The organism is Castellaniella hirudinis, from assembly GCF_047468865.1.
GTDB classification, from domain to species: domain Bacteria; phylum Pseudomonadota; class Gammaproteobacteria; order Burkholderiales; family Burkholderiaceae_B; genus Castellaniella; species Castellaniella hirudinis_A.
The window spans coordinates 198339-219592 of the sequence record NZ_JBLGTV010000003.1; the positions used below are offsets into that span (position 1 = coordinate 198339).

At 65.5% G+C, this 21254-nt stretch carries 18 protein-coding genes; 14 read left to right on the top strand and 4 right to left on the bottom strand.

The genetic code is table 11. The features are described 5' to 3' along the window. A partial coding sequence (locus tag ACMHYJ_RS06425; RefSeq protein ID WP_414245375.1) for an AsmA-like C-terminal region-containing protein occupies positions 1 to 1353 on the top strand: 1353 nt, incomplete at its 5' end. On the opposite strand, the gene ACMHYJ_RS06430 is transcribed toward ACMHYJ_RS06425, so the two are convergent. After that, a complete protein-coding gene (locus ACMHYJ_RS06430; RefSeq protein WP_414245376.1) occupies positions 1295 to 1720 on the bottom strand; it encodes an Lrp/AsnC family transcriptional regulator in 426 nt (141 codons plus the stop codon). The two genes, ACMHYJ_RS06425 and ACMHYJ_RS06430, sit on opposite strands and share 59 nt — an antisense overlap. 158 nt (positions 1721 to 1878) lie before the next feature. Here ACMHYJ_RS06430 and ACMHYJ_RS06435 point away from each other — a divergent pair, with 158 nt between their 5' ends. The 6 genes from ACMHYJ_RS06435 (at position 1879) to ACMHYJ_RS06460 (ending at position 7201) form a co-directional block, all read left to right on the top strand. Further along, on the top strand, positions 1879 to 2979 hold the full coding sequence (locus ACMHYJ_RS06435; protein ID WP_414245377.1) for an ornithine cyclodeaminase: 1101 nt from the start codon (positions 1879 to 1881) through the stop codon (positions 2977 to 2979). A 91-nt stretch (positions 2980 to 3070) separates the two neighbouring features. Next, entirely contained in the window at positions 3071 to 4000 is a 930-nt protein-coding gene (gene rocF / locus ACMHYJ_RS06440; protein ID WP_414245378.1) for an arginase, read from the top strand. Between the two features lie 73 nt (positions 4001 to 4073). Next, complete coding sequence (locus tag ACMHYJ_RS06445; RefSeq protein ID WP_414245379.1) at positions 4074 to 4835, top strand: transporter substrate-binding domain-containing protein; 762 nt, start codon at positions 4074 to 4076, stop codon at positions 4833 to 4835. An 83-nt stretch (positions 4836 to 4918) separates the two neighbouring features. Next, on the top strand, positions 4919 to 5632 hold the full coding sequence (locus ACMHYJ_RS06450) for an ABC transporter permease (RefSeq protein WP_414245380.1): 714 nt from the start codon (positions 4919 to 4921) through the stop codon (positions 5630 to 5632). Positions 5633 to 5637: 5 nt separating this feature from the next. Further along, complete coding sequence (locus ACMHYJ_RS06455) at positions 5638 to 6354, top strand: ABC transporter permease (RefSeq protein WP_414245381.1); 717 nt, start codon at positions 5638 to 5640, stop codon at positions 6352 to 6354. A 121-nt stretch (positions 6355 to 6475) separates the two neighbouring features. Further along, complete coding sequence (locus tag ACMHYJ_RS06460; RefSeq protein ID WP_414245497.1) at positions 6476 to 7201, top strand: amino acid ABC transporter ATP-binding protein; 726 nt, start codon at positions 6476 to 6478, stop codon at positions 7199 to 7201. Between the two features lie 81 nt (positions 7202 to 7282). Here the strand turns inward: ACMHYJ_RS06460 and gdhA are convergent, their stop codons facing one another. The 3 genes from gdhA to trxA all read right to left on the bottom strand — a co-directional run bounded on the left by gdhA (position 7283) and on the right by trxA (position 10304). Beyond that, positions 7283 to 8623: an NADP-specific glutamate dehydrogenase gene (gdhA, locus tag ACMHYJ_RS06465; RefSeq protein WP_414245382.1), complete on the bottom strand. Its 1341-nt coding sequence runs from the start codon at positions 8621 to 8623 to the stop codon at positions 7283 to 7285. Positions 8624 to 8637: 14 nt separating this feature from the next. Further along, entirely contained in the window at positions 8638 to 9894 is a 1257-nt protein-coding gene (gene rho, locus ACMHYJ_RS06470) for a transcription termination factor Rho (RefSeq protein WP_414245383.1), read from the bottom strand. Positions 9895 to 9977: 83 nt separating this feature from the next. Next, a complete protein-coding gene (gene trxA, locus ACMHYJ_RS06475) occupies positions 9978 to 10304 on the bottom strand; it encodes a thioredoxin TrxA (RefSeq protein ID WP_414245384.1) in 327 nt (108 codons plus the stop codon). 154 nt (positions 10305 to 10458) lie between these two features. Here trxA and ACMHYJ_RS06480 point away from each other — a divergent pair, with 154 nt between their 5' ends. The 7 genes from ACMHYJ_RS06480 to ACMHYJ_RS06510 all read left to right on the top strand — a co-directional run bounded on the left by ACMHYJ_RS06480 (position 10459) and on the right by ACMHYJ_RS06510 (position 21254). Continuing rightward, positions 10459 to 12420, top strand: a complete 1962-nt coding sequence (locus tag ACMHYJ_RS06480) for a DNA topoisomerase IV subunit B (RefSeq protein WP_414245385.1) — start codon at positions 10459 to 10461, stop codon at positions 12418 to 12420. Positions 12421 to 12442: 22 nt separating this feature from the next. Beyond that, on the top strand, positions 12443 to 14749 hold the full coding sequence (gene parC, locus ACMHYJ_RS06485; RefSeq protein ID WP_414245386.1) for a DNA topoisomerase IV subunit A: 2307 nt from the start codon (positions 12443 to 12445) through the stop codon (positions 14747 to 14749). A 127-nt stretch (positions 14750 to 14876) separates the two neighbouring features. Continuing rightward, entirely contained in the window at positions 14877 to 15920 is a 1044-nt protein-coding gene (locus ACMHYJ_RS06490; RefSeq protein WP_414245498.1) for a CDP-6-deoxy-delta-3,4-glucoseen reductase, read from the top strand. Next, positions 15917 to 17170 (top strand): D-amino acid dehydrogenase, encoded by a 1254-nt coding sequence (locus ACMHYJ_RS06495; protein WP_414245387.1) that lies wholly within the window; start codon positions 15917 to 15919, stop codon positions 17168 to 17170. Before ACMHYJ_RS06490 ends, ACMHYJ_RS06495 begins: the two co-directional genes overlap by 4 nt. A 3-nt stretch (positions 17171 to 17173) precedes the next feature. Next, complete coding sequence (locus ACMHYJ_RS06500) at positions 17174 to 18490, top strand: extracellular solute-binding protein (protein WP_414245388.1); 1317 nt, start codon at positions 17174 to 17176, stop codon at positions 18488 to 18490. A gap of 143 nt (positions 18491 to 18633) precedes the next feature. Then, a complete protein-coding gene (locus ACMHYJ_RS06505) occupies positions 18634 to 19662 on the top strand; it encodes a TcpQ domain-containing protein (protein ID WP_414245389.1) in 1029 nt (342 codons plus the stop codon). Next, positions 19659 to 21254 (top strand): hypothetical protein, encoded by a 1596-nt coding sequence (locus ACMHYJ_RS06510; RefSeq protein ID WP_414245390.1) that lies wholly within the window; start codon positions 19659 to 19661, stop codon positions 21252 to 21254. The genes ACMHYJ_RS06505 and ACMHYJ_RS06510 overlap by 4 nt, the downstream gene beginning before the upstream one ends.

Here is a 21254-nt window from a genome sequence, read left to right on the forward strand (position 1 = left end):
TTGAACTGGACCAACGCGGACGCCGAAGCCGACCAACTGGACATCCGCTGGGGCGATGAAATCCGGCTGGGCCTGCGGGTGGTGTTCGATTACCCCCTGATCGACCTGGATCTCTGGAACCGCATCGTGGACGAGTTTTCCATCCCCCGGCGCAATCAGGCCGGGCAGGGCGGAAGCCAGCGTCCGCTGTGGCCCGACCTGTCCTTGCTCAGTGTCCGGGCGGATCAGCTGCGCGTGCTCAATACCCGCCTGGATCAGGCCGTGCTGCGGGCCACCCGCACGCCGCAGGAACACTGGTCGCTGAATCTGCGCTCCGAGCAGACCACCGGCACGCTGAAATGGCAGGAAAGGGACGGCCAGGTCATGGGGCGCATGGCCGGGCGGTTCGACCGGCTGAGTGTGGGCGATGACGCCGATGACACTCGATCCTTGTTGCCCGATGCCCAGATCGACGACGATGCCACCGTGGACGACGACCTGGACTTGCCCGGCATCGTTTTGCAGGCCGACGATCTGCGCCTGTTCGGGCATTCCGTCGGGGCCTTGTCGCTGGAAGGCGTGCGCGACGCCGGGCGGCACACCTGGCGGCTGGATCGGCTGCAGATCGGCGACGACAACGCCGTCCTGCGGGGCACGGGCATGTGGCGTTTGCGGGGGCCGGATCGCGGCCTGGATCTGAAGGCCGAGGTCTCCGCCAAGAACATGGGGGCCTGGATGAGCCGGGCCGGGTATCCCGATGTGCTGGCGGGGGGCGAGGGTGTCCTGAAAGGCGCGCTCCAGTGGCGCGATCTGCCCTGGACCCGGGACAAGGCCAAGCTGGCGGGGACGCTGGAATTCTCTCTGGACAAGGGGCGCTTCCAGAAGGTGGGGTCGCGCACGGCCAAGCTGCTGGAAGTCCTTTCCCTGCAGTCCCTCATGCGCCTGAATCGCCTGGATCAGGGCTTGGTCAGCCTGACCCAGGACGGCTTTCCGTTCGATCAGCTGCGCGGCGCCCTGACGCTGGACAATGGCATGATGCAGGCCCGGGACTACAAGGTGATCGGCCCGGTGGCCACGATCCTGCTGGAGGGCAGCAGCAATATCCTGGACGAAACCCTGAACCTGCAGGCCGTCATCGTGCCGAACCTGGACGTCAGCGGCGCGGCCCTGGCGGCGGGCATCGCCATCAATCCCCTGGTGGGCCTGGGGGCGTTCGTCACCCAGTGGCTGCTGAAAACCCCCTTGGCCAAGGCCATGACGGTGCGCTATCACGTCACCGGCACCTGGGACGAGCCCGTCATCCGGGATGCGCCGGTCAGCGCAACTGCAGCGTCTTCAGGTGCAGACTTGTCTCGGTCGCCGAAATCCCCTTGATCAGGCGGATGCGCTCCAGCGCATCGGACAGCTGGGAAATATTGGTCACCCGCAATTCGGCCAGCAGATCCCAGCGGCCATTGGTGTCGTGCAGGGCCCAGACGGCGGGTTCGCCCGACAGCGCATGCACGATGCGCGAAGTCTCATGGCCTTCGATGGCGATGCTCATCCAGGCCGCAATCTCCTGGCCTTGCGATTCGGCCTGCACCCGGACGGTGTAGCCCAGGATGTGGTGGTTGCGTTCCATGCGGCTGATGCGGTTGCAGATGGTGCCGCGGGACACGTTCAATTTCTTGGCCAGCGTGGCGGCGGAGATGCGGGCATCGCTGCGCAGGTAGGCGAGGATTTGGTGATCCAGAGAGTCCATTTTTTTGCCTGTTTCTGACGTATCGTCAATCGAAGTATCAGAATTGTATAAAAAAATAACGATCTTTGTTAAATTTTGGCGCTATGAATTGTCCGGCTAATTAAGAATAATAAAGACAGCCTGGGCAGAATCATCATAATCAGATAAGGAGACCCATCATGACATGGATGCTGACAACCACCGACGTGGCCATGCTGGTCGATCGCATGGGGATTGCCAAAGCCCTGGACGTGCTGTCCCGGTACATCCAGGATGACTTCGTCCGCTGGGAGGCATTTGAAAAAACACCGCGCCTGGCCAGCCATTCCCCGGTCGGGGTGATCGAGCTCATGCCGACGACGGATGCCGAGCGTTATTCCTTCAAATTCGTCAACGGGCATCCCGCCAACCCGCTTCAGGGGCTGCCCACCGTCATGGCGTTCGGCGCCCTGGCCGAGGTCAGCACGGGGGCGCCTTTGCTGTTGAGCGAGCTGACCCTGACCACCGCCTTGCGCACGGCCGCCACGTCGGTCATGGCGGCGCGGGTGCTGGCGCGTCCCGGGGCGCGCACGATGGCCTTGATCGGCAATGGGGCGCAAAGCGAATTCCAGGCCCTGGCGTTCCACCATCTGCTGGGCGTGGAGACCCTGGTGATCCATGACGTGGATGCGTCGGCCAGCCGGAAGCTGGCCGACAACCTCGCCTGTTGCCGCGGCCTGGATGTCCGGCTGGCTGCCAGCACCGCCGAGGCCGTCGCCGCGGCGGACATCATCACCACCGTGACGGCGGACAAGACCAATGCCTTGATCCTGACGCCCGAGATGGTTCGTCCGGGCGTGCACATCAATGCCGTGGGGGGCGACTGCCCCGGCAAGACAGAGCTGCACGCCGATATTCTCCTGGGGGCCACGACGTTCGTGGAATTCGAGCCCCAGTCCCGCATCGAGGGCGAGATTCAGCAAATGCCCGCCGATTATGCGGTCGTGCCGCTTTGGGAAGTCCTGTCCGGCCGGCGGCCGGGCCGCCGGACGGCGGATGAAGTGACGGTGTTCGATTCCGTCGGCTTCGCCCTGGAGGATTTTTCCGCCTTGCGCTTCCTCTGGGATCATGCCCGGGCGGCGAATATCGGCCGCTCCCTGGAACTGGTTCCCGAAGGCGATCCGAAAAATCTGTTCGGGACGATGCGGCGCCTGGGTGCGGCGCGGGCGGCTGCGGCGGATCTGGACACTGGCGCCGCCGCCCATCCGGCGTCCGCGCCCGCCTGCGCGCCGGCAATTTAGTGGTTGATGAAAAAACAGACGCGCCGGCGCGGACTGGCCGTCGCCGGATGGGCGGCGAACCCCGGCCGCGTCAAGCAATCAAGGATAGATCATGAATGAAAAAACAGTGGCCCTGATCGGCGTGCCCACCGACGTGGGCGCCGGCGCGCGCGGCGCCTCGATGGGGCCGGAGGCCCTGCGGGTGGCGGGCTTGGCGCGCGCCCTGACCCGCCAGGGGCTGCGGGTTCTGGATACCGGCAATCTATCCGGCCCCGTCAATCCCTGGCAGCCCCCGGAGGGCGGGTATCGTCATCTGGCGGAAGTCGTGCAGTGGAACCAAGTGCTGTTCGATGCGGTGTCCACGCAGCTGCATGCGCATCGCATCCCGATCATGCTGGGGGGCGATCACTGCCTGGGGGTGGGTTCCGTGGGCGCGGTGGCGCGCTATTGCCGCCGGACGGATCGTCCCCTGCGAGTGTTCTGGCTGGATGCCCATACGGACTTCAATACGGCGAAACTGACCCCCAGCGGCAATGTGCATGGCATGCCCGTGGCGTGCCTGTGCGGTTTCGGCCCGGACGAACTGGTTCACCTGGGCGGCACGGGGGCGGCGCTCGATCCCGCCGATCTGCGCATGATCGGCATCCGCAGCGTGGATCGCCAGGAACGCGTGTTCGTGCACGAGCAAAAGCTGGATGTCTACGATATGCGCACGATCGACGAGCGCGGCATGCGCGCCGTCATGCAGGCCGCCCTGGCGGACTTGCCCAGCGATGCGCACATCCATGTCAGCTTCGATGTGGATTTTCTCGATCCCCGCGATGCGCCGGGCGTGGGCACCACCGTGCAGGGCGGCCCCACCTGGCGTGAAGCCCAGCTGTGCATGGAAATGCTGGCCGACACCGGCCGTGTGGCATCGCTCGACATTGTCGAACTCAATCCGGCCCTGGATGTGCGCAACGGCACGGCCAAGGTGGCCGTTCAGATGGTTGAAAGCCTGTTCGGCAAAAGCACGCTGGTGCGCGAACAGGCCGGCGATTGACTTTTCCCACCCTTCCCACGGCGGACAATGTATTCGCCGTGGGGAATTCCTATAAAAATCAGGAGACAAACCCATGAAGCAATTCAAAAACCTTGTTCTGGCCCTGGCCCTCGGGGGCCTGGGAACAGCAGGCGCCGCCCAGGCCGACCCCCTGCGCATCGGCCTGGAAGCGGCCTATCCGCCCTTCAGCGCCCCCAGCGCCCAGGGCGGCTATGTCGGTTTCGACGTCGATATCGCCAATGCCCTGTGCAAGCAGATGAAAGCCGAGTGCGTTTTCGTCGCGCAGGACTGGGACGGCATCATCCCGGCCCTGATGGCCCGCAAGTTCGACGCCATCATTTCCTCGATGGCCGTGACCCCGGAACGCGCCAAGCAGGTCGATTTCACGGATCACTATTACCGCACGTACCTGTCGGTGGCGGTGGCCCGGGATAGCAGTGTCCAGGGCTTGGACGCCGAGGTGTACAAGGACAAGGTCGTGGGGGCGCAGTCTTCCACGACATCGGGGGAATATGCCGAGGACGTCTATGCCAAGGCCGGGGCCGAGGTTCGCCTGTATCCGACCACCGATGATGCGGGCAGCGACTTGGCCAGCGGGCGCCTGGATGCGCTGGTGAATGACAAATACCCACTGATCGAGTGGATGCGCAAGCACAGCAAAGATTGTTGCAAGCTGCTGGGCGACCTGCCCGGCACGCAAGACGATATCGCCATTGCCGTGCGCAAGGGCGACGATGACCTGCGCACGCGGTTCAACCAGGCCATCCAGGATATCCGCGCCGATGGCTCGTACCAGCGGATATCCCAGCGCTACTTCGGCATCGATATCTACTGATCGGCCCCGCCGACACAGCCCGGCGGCCCCGCCCGCCGGTTTCAGCATCCACCTGAGGCAGCCCTCAAGGGGCTGGGATTTTCATGCTTGAATCATTGCGGTTGCTGTCCTGGGGCAGCCAAGGCTGGGGCGACACTCTGTTGGCCGGGGCGGCGGTCACGCTCTTGCTGGCCTTGAGCTGTGTGCCGTTTGGGTTTTCGCTGGGCTTGGCGGTGGCCCTGGGCAGCCAGTCGAAGCGGATGTGGGTGCGCAGGCTGGCCACGGTGTTTTCCACGGTGTTTCGGGGCCTGCCCGAGCTGCTCACCTTGTTCCTGGTGTATTACGGCAGTCAGATCGCGGCCGAGAAGCTCATGCGCCACCTGGGTTATGACGGCGGGATCGCCATCAACGCTTTCGTGGCCGGCGTCATCGCCTTCAGCCTGGTGCTGGCCGCCTTTTCCAGCGAAGTCTGGCTGGGCGGCTTCAAGGCGATTTCCCCGGGCCAGGCCGAAGCCGCGCGGGCGCTGGGCTTGTCGCGCTGGACCACGTTGTGGCGGGTGACGTTTCCGCAGTTGATGCGCGTGGCCTTGCCCGGCCTGGCGAACAACTGGCTGACGCTGCTGAAGGACACCTCGCTGGTCTCGACGATTTCGCTGGCCGATCTCATGCGCCAGACCAATCTGGCCGTGACGGGCACGCGTGAGCCGATTCTGTTCTATTCGGCGGCCTGTGTCCTGTATCTTGTGCTGTCGGCCTTGTCGGGCTTGATCTTCACCCGGGCGGAAGGCCATTTTTCCCGCTTTGCGCAAAAGGCCTGATCACCATGGAAACCGTCAAGCAAATCCTGTCGTATGTCCTGGACGCTTCTTTGCTGGATCTGTACGGCCTGCGCATGCTGCAGGGCTTTTGGATCACGATCAAGCTCGTCATGCTGTCGTTTGCGGCGGGCTGGCTGCTGGGCTGGCTGCTGGTTCTGGGCCGTTCATCGTCCAGCCGCCTGGCGCGCGGGTTCAGCCGGGGCTATGTCTATTTTTTCCGGGGCTCGCCCCTGCTGGCCCAGCTGTTCTTGCTGTACTACGGCATGAGCGCGTTCCGCGAGTTCTGGCAGTCGATCCACCTATGGTGGTTTTTCCGCGACCCCTGGTGGTGCGCGCTGTTGGCGTTCAGCCTGAACACGGCGGCCTATCAGGCGGAAATCTTTCGCGGCAGCCTGATGGCGATCCCCGCCGGGCAGCGGGAGGCCTGCCGGGCGCTCAGTCTGGGGCCGATAAAGTCGTTCCTGCGCGTCATTCTGCCGCAATCCATGCGGATCGCCATCGGCCCGCTGGGCAACGAAATGATCCTGCTCGTCAAGGCCAGCGCCATCGCGTCGCTGGTCACCGTCTATGACGTGATGGGCGTCACCAAGCTGGCCTACTCGCGCAGCTTCAATTTTGAAATCTATCTGTGGGCGGCGGTCTTGTACCTGCTGGTGGTCGAGGTATTGCGCCGCGTCCTGGGGGCGGCGGAAGCCCGCCTGTCCCGGCATCTTGCCCGCTGACCCTGTTATGGACATCTCTGATATGAATGCTCCCGTTCCCCATCGCTTTCTTCAGGCCGCGCCGGCGGCGGCCGAACCCTTTGCCGCGGATGAACCGCCGGCGGCGGACGCGCCGCCCGTGGTGATCGACATCCAGGGCCTGAACAAATGGTATGGTGATTACCATGCCTTGCGCGACATCACCCTGCGGGTGCGGCAGGGGGATCGCATCGTCCTGTGCGGCCCGTCGGGCTCGGGAAAATCTTCCCTGATCCGTTGCGTCAACCAGCTGGAATCCGCCCAGCACGGCCGGATTCAGGTGCTGGGCGTGGAGGTGACCGAGGTCTCGTCCGCGGCGTCGGCCACTTTGCGCGATGTGGGCATGGTGTTCCAGCACTTCAACCTGTTTCCCCATCTGAGCGTGCTGGATAATTGCACGCTGGCCCCCATGTCGGTGCGAGGCCTGCGCAGCCAGCAGGCCCAGGAGCGCGCCTGCCATTTCCTGGACAAGGTGGGCATGCGGGCGCATTTGCACAAATACCCCGCCCAGCTGTCCGGCGGCCAGCAGCAGCGGGTCGCCATCGCCCGAGCGCTGTGCATGGAGCCCCGGATCATTCTGTTTGACGAGCCCACGGCCGCGCTGGACCCGGAAATGGTCAAGGAAGTGCTGGATGTCATGGTGCAGCTGGCGGAGAGCGGCGTGACCATGTTGTGCGTGACCCACGAGATGGGCTTTGCCCGCCAGGTGGCCAGCCGGGTGCTTTTTCTCGACCAGGGCGGCATCGTCGAGGACAACGACCCCGAGTCGTTCTTCACGCAGCCCCGCTGCGACCGGGCCCGCGCTTTTCTGCAGCAGATTCTGCGCTGATCCGGGGCGCGCGGCCGCCATGAAAAAAGCTCCCGAGGGAGCTTTTTTCATGGGTGCGGGGGCATCGGCGGGCAAGCCATATCAATACACCCCTTGGGCCAGCATGGCGTCAGCCACCTTGACGAAACCGGCGATGTTGGCGCCGTTGACGTAGTTGACCTTGCCGCCCTGGCTGCCGTATTGCAGGCAGTTGCGGTGGATGTCGCGCATGATGTCGTGCAGCTTGGTGTCCACCTGTTCGCGCGTCCAGGCCAGGCGCTGGTGGTTCTGGCTCATTTCCAGCCCAGAGACCGCCACGCCGCCCGCGTTGCTGGCTTTGCCGGGGGCGTACAGCACGCCGGCGGCGATGAAGGCGTCGGCGGCCTCGATGCTGCAGGGCATGTTGGCGCCTTCGGCCACGCAGCGCACGCCATTGGCGATCAGGGCGCGGGCGTCTTCGATTTCCAGCTCGTTTTGCGTGGCGCAGGGCAGGGCGACGTCCACCGGCACGTGCCAGGGCCGCTTGCCAGCTTCGTAGCGCAGATCGAATTGCTTGGCGTATTCTTCGATGCAGCCGCGTTTGCCGTTTTTCAGTTCGATCAGCGCGGCCAGTTTTTCGGGCGTGAAGCCGGCGGGGTCGACCACGCAGCCGTTGGAATCCGAGACCGTCACCACGCGGGCGCCCAGCTGCATGCATTTTTCGATGGCGTACTGGGCCACATTGCCCGAGCCCGACACCGCCACCTTGTAGCCTTCCAGCGACTGCCCGGCGTGCTTGAGCATTTCTTCGGCGAAATACACGGTGCCGTAGCCCGTGGCCTCCGGGCGGATCAGGCTGCCGCCAAAGGCCAGGCCCTTGCCGGTGAAGACGCTGCCGGTATTGTTGGACAGTTTTTTCATCATGCCGGCCATGAAGCCGACTTCACGCGCGCCCACGCCGATATCGCCGGCGGGGACATCGGTGTCCGGCCCCAGGTGGCGGTACAGTTCGGTCATCAGGGCTTGGCAAAAACGCATGACTTCGGCGTCGGACTTGCCCTTGGGGTCGAAATCGGAGCCGCCTTTGCCGCTGCCCATGGGCAGGGTGGTCAGCGCGTTCTTGAAGGTTTGCTCGAAGGCCAGGAACTTGAGAATCGACAGGTTCACCGACGGGTGGAACCGCATGCCGCCTTTGTAGGGGCCGATGGCCGAGCTGTGCTGGATGCGAAACCCCCGGTTGACGCGGGTGTTGCCGGTGTCGTCCATCCAACAGACCCGGAACTGGATGGCGCGCTCGGGTTCGACGATGCGTTCAAGCAGCGCCTGGCTGGCGTATTGGGGGTTTTGTTGGATGAAGGGCCACAGGCTGTGCATGACTTCTTTGACAGCCTGCATGAATTCGGGTTGACTGGGGTCGCGTGCCTGTAGCTGGGTTAGAAATTGATCAACGGAAGGAAGACTCATGAAAGGTGCTCGCTTTATTTCTTCATCATGTCAAAAAACTCGGCGTTGTTTTTGGTGGCCCGGATTTTGTCCAGGATGAATTCCATGGCTTCGATCTCATCCATGTCGTGGATGAATTTGCGTAACACCCAGACCTTTTGTAAAAGTTCGGGCTTGATCAGGAGCTCTTCACGACGCGTGCCGGATTTGTTCAGGTTGATGGCCGGATAGATGCGTTTTTCGGCCAATCGGCGTTCCAGGTGCACTTCGGAGTTGCCGGTGCCCTTGAATTCTTCGTAAATGACTTCGTCCATGCGGCTGCCGGTTTCGATCAGGGCGGTGCCGATGATGGTGAGCGACCCGCCTTCTTCGAGGTTGCGCGCCGCCCCGAAAAAGCGTTTCGGGCGCTGCAGGGCATTGGCGTCCACCCCGCCGGTAAGCACCTTGCCGGAGGCCGGCACCACGGTGTTGTAGGCGCGCGCCAGGCGGGTGATGGAATCCAGCAGGATGACCACGTCTTTTTTGAGTTCGACCAGGCGCTTGGCTTTTTCGATGACCATTTCGGCCACCTGGACGTGACGGGTGGCGGGCTCGTCGAAGGTGGACGCCACCACTTCGCCGCGCACCGTGCGCTGCATTTCGGTGACTTCCTCGGGACGTTCGTCGACCAGCAGCACGATCATCACGGCTTCGGGGTAGTTGGTGGTGATGGCGTGCGCAATGTGCTGCATCATCACGGTCTTGCCGGATTTCGGGCTGGCGACGATCAGGGCGCGCTGGCCTTTGCCGATGGGGGCGAAGATGTCCATGATGCGCCCGGTGATGTTTTCTTTGCTCTTGATGTCGCGTTCGAGCACCATGGGCTGGTCGGGATGCAGCGGCGTCAGGTTCTCGAACATGATCCGGTGCTTGATGGCCTCGGGCTGCATGCCGTTGACCTTGTCGACCTTGACCAGGGCGAAGTAGCGTTCGCCGTCCTTGGGGACGCGCACTTCGCCTTCGATGGAATCCCCGGTGTGCAGGTTGAAGCGCCGGATCTGCGAGGGCGAGATGTAAATGTCGTCGGTGCTGGCCAGGTACGAGGTATCGGGCGAACGCAAGAACCCGAAGCCGTCGGGCAGGACTTCCAGGACCCCGTCGCCGAAGATCTGCTCTCCTTGCTTGGCGCGCCGCTTCATGATGGCAAACATCAGTTCCTGTTTGCGCAGTCGGCTGGCGTTGTCGATATCGAGACCGGCGGCCATCTCGAGCAGCTGCGAGACGTGCAGTGCTTTAAGTTCGTTGAGGTGCATGGAAAGGAAAGAAAAGAGTCGTGGAATCTTGGGCGGGCCGGGAGAGCCGGCCCGCGCGCGTCACAGCGGGAAATGGAAAAAAATCAGAGGGATTCGTCGAGGAATGCCTGCAGTTGGGTGCGCGACAGGGCGCCCACCTTGGTGGCGGCGACCTGGCCGTTCTTGAACAGCATCAGGGTGGGAATGCCCCGCACGCCGTATTTGGCCGCGCTGTCGGGGTTGTCGTCCACGTTGAGCTTGGCGATGACGGCGCGGCCCTGGAGCTTCGCGGCTGCTTCATCCAGCAGCGGGGCGATCATTTTACAAGGGCCGCACCATTCGGCCCAGTAATCGACCAGGACGGGGAGTTCGGATTGGAGCACGTCGTCGTGGAAGGACGCATCGCTTACGTGCTTGATGGAGTCGCTCATGGTGCGGTCAGTCTGCGCAAAATAGGCTAAGAAAGGGGATACGAAGGGCGGGTGAGCGCCGCCGCGCGACAGGCGTGTTTTGCCCGATGTCGATAAGCATACCATTATCTTCGTAAAATGGTGGTTTTTTAATTGCCAAGGGTGGGGCAGTACCGTGAGCACAGCACGCTATGACGAGTCATCAATCCGGGTTCTGAAGGGCTTGGAACCCGTGCGTCAGCGCCCCGGGATGTATACGCGCACCGACAACCCGCTGCACATCATCCAGGAAGTCATCGACAACGCCGCCGACGAGGCCCTGGCGGGGTTCGGGCAGCGCATCGCCGTCACGCTGCACGCGGACGGCAGCCTGTCGGTCGAAGACGATGGCCGGGGCATTCCGGTGGGGCAGCACCCCGAAGAACACGCCCCGGTGGTCGAGCTGGTCTTTACCCGCTTGCATGCCGGGGGCAAGTTCAGCAAGGCCGATGGCGGCGCCTATGCGTTTTCTGGTGGGCTGCATGGGGTGGGGGTGTCCGTCACCAATGCCTTGTCCACCCGGCTGGAGGTCACCGTCTGGCGTGAGGGCGGCGAATACCGCATTGTCTTTGCCGATGGGGCGGTGATCCAGCCCTTGGCCCGGGTGGGTTCGGTGGGCAAGCGCCGCTCGGGCACGCGGGTGCGCGCCTGGCCGGATGCCCGCTATTTCGATGCGGCCCAGGTGCCCCTGGGCGATCTGGAACACGCTTTGCGCAGCAAGGCGGTGCTGTTGCCGGGCACCCGGGTTTCGCTGTATTTCGAAAAGACCGGCCAGCAGCGTGAATGGCATTATGAATCCGGCCTGGCGGGCTATCTGGCCGACGCGCTGGGCGACACGCCCCTGCTGGTGCCGATGTTCGCCGGCCAGCAGGCTGCGGCCGACGACGATGAGCATTACAGCCCGGGCGAGGGCGCCCAGTGGGTGGTGGCCTGGACGGCCGAAGGCCCGGTGGTGCGCGAATCCTACGTCAATCTGATCGCCACTCCGGCGGGCGGCACGCACGAGTCCGGCCTGCGCGACGGCCTGTTCAATGCGGTCAAGACCTTTGCCGAACTGCACAATCTGCTGCCCAAGGGCATCCGCCTGCTGCCCGAGGACGTTTTCGCCCGGGCCAGTTTCATCCTGTCGGCCAAGGTGCTGGATCCGCAATTCCAGGGGCAGATCAAAGAACGCCTGAACAGCCGCGATGCGGTGCGCCTGGTGGGCGGGTATCTGCGCAATGCGCTGGAACTCTGGCTGCATGCCAATGTGGAATACGGCAAGCGCCTGGCCGAACTGGCCATCGGCCAGGCCCAGGCGCGCACGCGGGCGGCGCGCAAGGTCGAAAAGCGCAAGGGCTCGGGCGTGGCGGTGCTGCCGGGCAAGCTGACCGATTGCGAATCCACGGACGCCTCGCGCACCGAGGTTTTTCTGGTCGAAGGGGATTCGGCGGGCGGATCGGCCAAGATGGGGCGCGACAAGGAATTCCAGGCGATCCTGCCCCTGCGCGGGAAAATCCTCAACGCCTGGGAGGTCGAGCGCGACCGCCTGTTCGCCAATAACGAAATCCACGATATTTCCGTGGCCATCGGCGTCGATCCGCATGCGGCGGATCAGGCCGTGGACTTGTCCGGCCTGCGCTATGGCCGCATCTGTATTTTGTCGGATGCCGACGTGGACGGGGCGCACATCCAGGTGCTGCTGCTGACTCTGTTTCTGCGCCATTTCCCCCGCCTGATCGAGGCGGGCCATGTGTACGTGGCCCGTCCGCCGCTGTTCCGGGTGGACGTGCCCGCGGCGGGCAAGCGCCCGGCGCGCAAGCTGTATTGCCTGGATCAGGTGGAACTGGACGCGGTGCAGGAAAAGCTGCGCGCCGAGGGCCTGCGCGAGGGCGTCTGGCGCATCAGCCGCTTCAAGGGCCTGGGCGAAATGAATGCCGAGCAGCTGTGGGACACCACGCTCAACCCGGATACCCGGCGGCTGGCGCGGGTGCGCCATGGCGACGAGGGTCTGGCGGCTTCGGAGCGCCTGTTCGACATGCTGATGGCGCGTGGCGAAGCCGCCCAGCGGCGCGGCTGGCTGGAAGCCAAGGGCAACCTGGCCGAAGTGGACGTGTAATCGAGATCTTCAAGGAATTGCAATGGATGTCACAACACCGGATCAGGCGCAGGACGACGCGGATGACAGCCTGGTGCTGGCCCGTTATGCCGAACAGGCATACTTGGACTATGCCGTGTCCGTGGTGCGCGGACGGGCGCTGCCCGAAGTCTCCGACGGGCAAAAACCCGTGCAGCGGCGCATTCTGTATGCCATGGACGCCATGGGCCTGGGGCCGCAGGCGCGCCCGGTCAAATCCGCCCGGGTCGTGGGCGACGTGCTGGGCAAATACCATCCCCACGGGGATCAGGCCGCCTACGATGCCATGGTGCGCATGGCGCAGGATTTCGTGCTGCGCTACCCGCTGATCGACGGCCAGGGCAACTTTGGCTCGCGCGATGGCGACAATGCCGCCGCCATGCGCTACACCGAGGCCCGCCTGACGCCGTTTTCCCGCCTGCTGCTGGACGAGCTGGACGAGGGCACGGTGGACTTCAGCCCAAACTACGACGGCAGCCAGCAAGAGCCCGTGTGCCTGCCGGCGCGCCTGCCCATCATGCTCCTGAATGGCGCGTCGGGCATTGCCGTGGGCATGGCCACCGAGATTCCCTCGCACAACCTGCGCGAAATCGCCCAGGCCTGCGTGGCGCTGCTGCGCAAGCCCGCCTTGCCCGATGCCGAGCTGTACCGCCTGGTGCCGGGGCCGGATTTTCCCGGCGGCGGGCAGATCATTTCGTCCGCCGATGAGATCGCCCAGGTCTATGCCAGCGGTCGCGGCACCCTGAAGGCCCGGGCGCGCTGGCATTTCGAGGATCTGGCCCGGGGCCAGTGGCAGATGGTGGTGACGGAGCTCCCGCCGGGCGCGTCCGCCCAGAAAATCCTCGAAACCATCGAAGAACTCAGCAACCCCAAGCCGCGTGCCGGCAAAAAGACCCTGTCCGCCGAGCAACAGCAGACGCGGGCGCTGGTTCTGGGGTTGCTGGATGCGGTGCGCGACGAGTCCGGCAAGCAGGCGCCGGTGCGGCTGGTTTTCGAGCCCAAGTCCCGCGCCATCGACCGCGACGAATTCGTCAACCTGCTGCTGGTGCGCACCGGCCTGGAAGGCAATGTGCCGCTGAATCTGGTCTGCATCGACACCGATGGCCGCCCCGGCCAGCGCAGCCTGCGCCAGGTGCTGACATCCTGGCTGGCGTTCCGGGCGCAGACCGTCGACCGGCGCACGCGCCACCGCCTGGACAAGGTGCTGGATCGCATCCACATTCTGGAAGGCCGCAGCATTGTGTATCTGAATGTAGACGAAGTCATCCGCACGATCCGCGAGGCCGACGAGCCGCGCGCCGCCCTGATGGCGCGCTTTGCGCTGTCCGAGCGCCAGGCGGACGACATTCTGGAGATGCGCCTGCGCCAACTGGCCCGCCTGGAAGGCATCCGCATCGAGCAGGAACTGGAGAAAAAACGCGGCGAGCAGGCCGAATTGCAGCACTTGCTGGATAATCCCGACGCCTTCAAGCGGCTGATGATCCGCGAAATCGAGGCCGATGCCAAGCAGTATGGCGACGATCGGCGCACGTTGATCGAAACCGCGGATCGGGCCGTCATGGAGGCCCAGGTGCTGGATGAGCCGGTCACGGTGGTCATGTCGCAAAAAGGCTGGCTGCGGGTGCGCCAGGGGCACGGGCATGACGCCGCGCAGTTCGGTTTCAAGGCGGGGGATGCCTTGTACGATGCGGTCGAGTGCCGCAGCACCCAGGAACTGCTGGCCCTGTCCAGCACCGGGCGCAGCTATAGCGTGGCGGTATCCAGCCTGCCGTCGGCGCGGGGCGATGGCCAGCCGATCACGTCCATGCTGACGCTGCAACCCGGCAGCCGGATTGTGCACATGCTGGTGGCGCCTGCGGCGCAACGGCTGTTGCTGGGGGCGGCGACGGGTTATGGGTTCATCGCCGCGGCGGGGGATTTGTCCACCCGTCAGCATGCGGGCAAGCAGTTCGTGACCCTCGACAAAAAGGACAGCTTGCTCAAGCCCCTGCCGTTGTCGCCCGAACACCATGCGGTGGCGCTGCTCAGTCAGAACGGCAAGTTCCTGGTGGTGGCGCTGGAAGAACTGAAAGTGCTGTCCGGCGGCGGGCGCGGCACCATCCTGATGGGCCTGGACGCGGGCGACCGCCTGGCGCAATGGGCGGCGGTGGGGCCGTCCGGGGTGGTTCTGCGCGGTGTGTACCGGGCGCGCGACACCGAGCTGGCCTTGTCGCTGGACGACCTGGCCGGGTACGCCGGGCGGCGGGCGCGCAAGGGCAAGTTGCTGGACGTGAAGATCAAGCAGCCCAGCCTGTGGTCGGGCGGGGCCTGAGCCGGCGCGGCGCGAAGGCCCTCGCTCCGGCGGCCGGCCGCGTGTTTGCGCCCGGCGGCGCATTGCGCGGGGTATGCCGGGCACAAGATAAAATAACAGGTCTTTATTCTCACAGTTGGGCTTTATGATGCGTTTCAAGGTCTCGGTGCAACCCGCCGGCCAGGCGTTCACGGTCGAATCCGGCCAGACCATCCTGGACGCGGCGCTGGATGCGGGCATCGTCCTGCCCTACAGTTGCCGCAACGGCACCTGTTCTACGTGCCGGGGGCGCATCGTATCGGGCGACTACGAGGCCGGCGCCGCGCCCGAGCGCATTCTCGATGCGGCCGACCGGGCGCAGGGCTATACCCTGCTGTGCCAGGCGCGGCCCCGCTCGGACGTGGTGATCGAAGCCGAGGAAGTCCGCCTGCGCGGCGACATCGTGGTGCGCAAGATGCCGGTGCGGGTGCTGGCCCTGACCCCGCTGGCGGCGGATGTCCGGGAAATCACCCTGCAGCTGCCGTCGGCCGAATCCTTCGCCTTCCAGCCGGGGCAGTACCTGGAATTCCTGCTCAAGGACGGCAGCCGGCGCAGCTATTCCATGGCCTGCCCGCAGGCCCAGGATCACCGGGTGACCCTGCACGTGCGCCACATGCCGGGGGGGCTGTTCACGGATCCGGTGTTCGGGCTGGGCGATGCGCCGCTGAAGCCCCGCGACATTCTGCGCATCGAAGGGCCTTTGGGCTCGTTTTTCCTGCGGGACGACCCGCAGCCCATTCTGTTCCTGGCCAGCGGCACGGGTTTTGCGCCGATCAAGGCCATGGTCGAGGCCATGCTGCTGCGCGGCGATACACGGCCCGCGCGCCTGTATTGGGGCGGGCGCCAGCCCGCGGATCTGTATCAGCTGGACTTGGCCCGCTCCTGGCAGGATCGGCACCCGGCATTCCAGGTGATCCCCGTGGTCTCGGAGGCCGCGCCCGAAGCGGCCTGGACGGGGCGCACCGGCTGGGTGCACCAGGCGCTGATGGCCGATTTTCCAGACTTGTCCGGCCATCAAGTGTACGCGTGCGGCGCCCCGGCCATGGTGCGGGCCGCCCGCCATGATTTTGTGCGGCACTGCGGCCTGCCGCCCGAGCGCTTTCATGCCGATGCCTTCACCTCCGAAGCGGATCTCGCCGAGGTTCAGGCATGAAAATCATCGTTTTGGGCGCGGGGGTGATCGGGGTGTCCAGCGCCTGGTGGCTGGCCCAGGCGGGCCACGAAGTCGAGGTCATCGAACGCCGCCCCGGGGCGGCGCTGGAAACCAGCCGGGCCAATGGCGGGCAGATTTCCGTCTGCTATGCCGAGCCCTGGGCCAGCGCGCATACGCTCAAGAAAGTCCTGCGCTGGGCGGGCCGCCCCAATGCCCCGCTGCGCGTCAGCCCGCAGGCCAATCCCCGGCAATGGCTGTGGTGCGCCCGTTATCTGGCCGAATGCCGCGCACCCCGCTTCCGGGCCAACCTGCGGGCGATGGTGTCCCTGGCCCAGTACAGCCGCGCCACCCTGGATGAATTGCGCGCCCGGCTGGATATCCGCTATCAGCATCTGCAGCGCGGCATCCTGGCCTTTTACCGCGATCCGCGCGAATTCGAGCATGCCCAGGCCAGCGCGGCCCTGATGCGTGAACTCGGCGTCGACCGGCAGGTGGTCGATGCCGCCGAGGTGCTGCGCATCGAGCCCGCCCTGGCCGCCATGCGCGACCCCCTCGTGGGCGGGGATTTCACCCAGGCGGACGAGTCCGGGGACGTGCATCTCTTTACCCGGGCCCTGGCGGCGCGCGCCCAGGCGGCGGGTGTGGTGTTTCGTTTCAATACGCGGGTCAATCGCCTGGTGGCCGTCGATGGGCGCGTATCGGTGGCCGAGCTCGTCGAGCCGGACGGCTTTTTCCGCCCGGCGCGGGCGGATGCCTTTGTCGTGGCCCTGGGCAGTTACAGCCCTCGCCTGCTGGCGCCGCTGCGCATCGCTTGCCCCGTCTGGCCGGTCAAGGGGTATTCGGCCACATTTTCCCTGAAAAATCCGGCGCTGGCCCCGATGGTCAGCCTGGTGGACCAGGAAGCCAAGATCGTCACTTCACGGCTGGGCGACCAGCTGCGCATGGCGGGCACGGCCGAATTGGGCAGCTATATCCGCAGTTTGGATACGAGCCGTTGCAATCAGCTGGTTGAACACGCCAAGTCCTTGTTTCCAAATGCGCTGGATTTTGATAATGTTCAGTTTTGGTCCGGTTTGCGGCCCACGACGCCGTCCAATGTGCCGTTGATCGGCCGCACCCGGTTGCCGAACCTGTATCTCAACACAGGGCACGGCAGCTTGGGCTGGACCATGGGTGCCGGATCCGGCCGCGTGTTGGCGGATCTGATTTCAGGGCGCGTGCCCGATATCTCCTTTCCTTTCTTAGGCTGATTCATGAAGCGATTTTCCCTAGGTTCCGGCGCCCGACGTCCGGGCTTGACTGCTGCCTGCCTGGCGGCTGCGGCCACGCTGGCCGCACCGGCTTTCGCCGCGACCCAGATTCCGGTCTGGGTCAGCCTGAATGCCCATAATGCGGAGGTATTCGAGTCCCTGGCGAAAGCCTATAACCGCAGCCAGTCCGACGTGCAGGTGGACGTGCGCAATTTCGCCAGTCCCGAGGCCCTGAATCAGGCACTGGATGCGGCGGCCCGCGACAAAAAACTGCCGGCACTGGCGCAGCTGGGCGATAGCCACACCCTGGAGGAAATCTCGCAGCGGCCGTATGTCCAGCCCTTGTACGCCCTGCAGAAATCCGGCCCCCTGAAAGACATCCGCTGGTTCGTATCGTCCGACAATGCGTTCATCCACGACCCCAAGGGCCGCTTGATGGCGTTTCCGTCCATGCTCGAAATCCCGGTCATGTACTACAACCAGGACGCCTTCAAAAAAGCGGGCCTGGCGCCCGCCGCGCCCCAGCGCACCTGGATCGACCTGCAGGGTCAGCTGGTCAGCCTGGCCAACCGGGGGTCGAGAACCTGCCCGCTGACTTCCGATCTGCCCGTTTCAATCAACCTGGAAAACCTGGCCGCGGTCAACAATCAGCTGTACGCCAGCGCCGATAATGGCCTGAAAGCCAAGGGCCTGCCCAGTTTTTCGTTCGATCTCACCTATGTCCGCCACTTGTCTCTGATGATCAGCTGGGTGCGGGCCGAAATCATGACGCGCCCCGATGCCGGGGTGCAGTCCGTGCGGCGCTTCGCCCAAGGCGAGTGCGCGGTGATGATGTCCGGCTCCAGCCACATCGGCGCCTTCAACGACCAGCGCAAGCTGAACTACGCCGTCACCGGCCTGCCTTACTACCCCGAGGTCACCAAGGTTCCCGGCAATCCCTTTGTCAGCGGCGCGGGCCTGTGGGTCATGAAATCCGCCAAGCCGGTCACCGATGCCGCTGCCGGTTTCCTGGGCTGGCTGGCCCAGCCCGAGCAGGCTGGCCGCTGGTATCAGCAAACCGGCTATCTGCCGGTCACGCAGGCCGCCTTCAAGGACACGCCCGCCGGGTTCTACAAAGATCTGGGCCAGTGGCATGATCTGGTCGCCGTGTATGCCGGCCGTTCCGCCGTGACCGGCCAGGGCTTTCGCATCCATAACTATCCGGCCATCCGCACGCGCTTCCAGCAGATCCTGACGGCCGCGCTCGATGGCCAGCAGCCCGCCGTGACGGCGCTCAACCTGGCCTCCACCGAAGGCAACCGCATCGCCCGCCAGCGTTGACAAGGCCGGCGGGACATTTTTGTCCGTGCGTAGTTCCCAGTCTGGCGGCGCTGCCGCCGCCAGGCCACCATAGGCACCTGATTCCCTGAATCCGGTGCCTTTTTTCCGGCCGCCGCTGCTCGGGGAGATTCCTGGGGAACGGCATGGTGAAATTCATATGGGCCGCCTGCGCGGCGGCGACGATATCCGGGTGCGCGGCCATCGACGGCGAACATTGGTGGCGGCAGATTGCAGGCCGGGCGCCGGCGGTGGCGACCTATCACTTCGATTGGCAACTGTCGGGCGACCCCGATCCGGCGCCCTTGCAGATCTTCGATGATGGCCGGGACACCTGGCTGCAGTATCCCGCCGGGCAGGCCGTCCCGGCCCTGTTCGCCCGTTCGGCCGGTGGCGACCGCCTCTTGCACGCCCGGCGCGTGGGCGATTTCCTGGTGGTGTCCGGCGTCCCCGGCCACCTGTTGATGCGGGGCGGCTTGTTGCAGGCGGAGGCCCGCCGCCTGCCGCTTGCGGCGGCGGATCGCGCCGGGGCCGCTGCCGGGGCCGCACCGGCTTTACCGTCGCCCGCCGGGCCGGCCGTCCCTTCCGAGGGAATCACTGTTCTGCCCGAAGCGGCCGCTGTGCCCGTCACCCTATCTCCGTCCGCATCCGCATCGACCGCCGCATCCAGATCCGCGCCCGCATCCACGCTCTTATCCGCGCCGGCGCCCGCACCCGCGCTCGTATCCGCGCCGACGCCCGCGTCCGCGTCCGGTTTGCCGCCGCGCGTCGCGTCCGCCGAGGTGGCCGTGGCAGGGCGGGCCGCCGTCACGCCGGGCCGCCCGCCGACGTCCTCGGGCGTCCGTCGCCCGCCGTCCGGGGCGGCGTCGAAACCGCCCGCGCCGGTGTTTGAAGTGACGCCGGCCGACGGCAATGTGCGCCGTGCCCTGGGGCGCTGGGCGGGCGCGGCGGGCTGGACCTTCGAGGCCGAGCACTGGGCCGTTGATGTGGATATCCCCCTGGCGGGTTCGGCCGCTTTCGACGAGCCTTTCCGGGCGGCGGTGCGCAGCCTGCTGGCCGCGACCGAGCTGGGGGATCGTCCGGTGCAGCCTTGTTTTTATGCCAACCGGGTCTTGCGCGTCGTGCCGTTGGCCCAGCGCTGCGACCGGACGCAAGAGCCGGGGGCCGCATCATGAGGGCCGTCTTTTGCGCCGTCCTCGCGCTGGCGGGCCTGTCCTTGCCGGGTTGCGCCCTGCAAGAGCGCATGCGGCAGGCCCTGCAGGACTATCGGCAGACCGATCATGCCGTCGTGGATGGACACGAGCGCTTCATGCCGGCGCGGGCCGCCGGCCAGGCCCGGCGTCTGGCCGACCAGGACGTCGACAAGCCCTGGGTGGCGGGCCGCGCCCAGCCGCTTGCCCGCGAGCTTTCCTTGCCGCCCGCCTTGCGGGCCCAGGTGCGCACCACTTTGCTTTTTGCCGATGGCACGGATGATTTGCGCCGGATCGCGCGCCGGATTTCCGCCGTGACGGGGATTCCGGTGTCCGTGCGCCCGGATGCTTTGCTGCCCGCCTGGCATTTCTTGCCCCGCCTGGCTACCGAGGCCCGCGCCGCGCCGGCGCAGGCCGATCCGCCGCAGGCTTTCGAATTGGCGGCCGGGCCGGCGCCCCTGCCAGAAATCCTCGACCGCCTCGCGGCTCATCTGGGGGTGCGGTGGCGCTACGCCCAGGGCCGGATTGAATTCTTTCGCACGGATACGCGGGTTTTCAACGTGCGGGCCCTGACCCTGGATGCGCGTGTCCAGGCTTCCCTGGGCCTGGCGGGGCGGCAGTCCGAAGGCGGGTTTCTCAGCGCATCCAGCACGCAGTTCGACAGCGGCGACCAGGCGGTCATGAAAACCGTTCGGGCGCGCCTGGAACCCTTTTTGTCCCAGGCCGGCCTGCTGGTGGCGGATGCCGGCGCGGGGGCCAGCGTCGTGGTGACCGATACGCCCGAGGTGCTGGATCGGATCGCGCAGTATCTGGATCGGGAAAACCGCGGGCTGACGCGCCGGGTGCGCCTCGTGTTCGAGGAACTCACGGTCGCCATGAACGAGCAGGCCTATGCCAATCTGGATTGGAATCTGGTGTTTTCGGGGGCCGGCATGGCGGCGGGCCTGACGGTGCCCGCCATGACCGGCGGGACGGCGGGGGCCTTGGGGCTGGGGGTGACGCAGGGGGCCTTGAGCGGCAGCGAAGCGATTATCCGTGCCCTGGGCGAGTCGGGCCGGCTGGTGCGCCGCAGCAGCGTGCCCATGCTGACCCTGAACCGCCGCCCCGTCACGCATGCGGTGCGCACCACTTTTTCTTATATCGACCGGGTGGAAACCACGCCGACGGCGGGCGCCGGCGGGCTGGCCGTGCCCGCGGTCTCCATCAACCAGAAAGAGGAAACCGTCGGCTCGCTCCTGACGCTGGTGCCCGATGCCCAGGACGATGGCCAGATCCTGCTGTCGCTGGCGTATGACAACACGGTGGCCCAGCCCTTGAAGACCGTCGCGTTCGGCGACCGCGACCACCCGCTGCAACTGCAGCAGCTGACGATAGACGGCAACGGGACGGTGCAGCAGCTGGCCTTGCGGCCGGGCCAACCGCTGGTGGTTTCCGGCTTCGACCGCCGGCAGTCGGAATCGGCCTCGCAGCGTTTGAATCCGGGCTTTCCCGCTTTGTTCGGCGGCGGGGATCGCATGGAATCGCAGCGGCTGGCGACCTTGCTCATTATTACCGCGCAAGTGGAGGAGGGGTTGTGA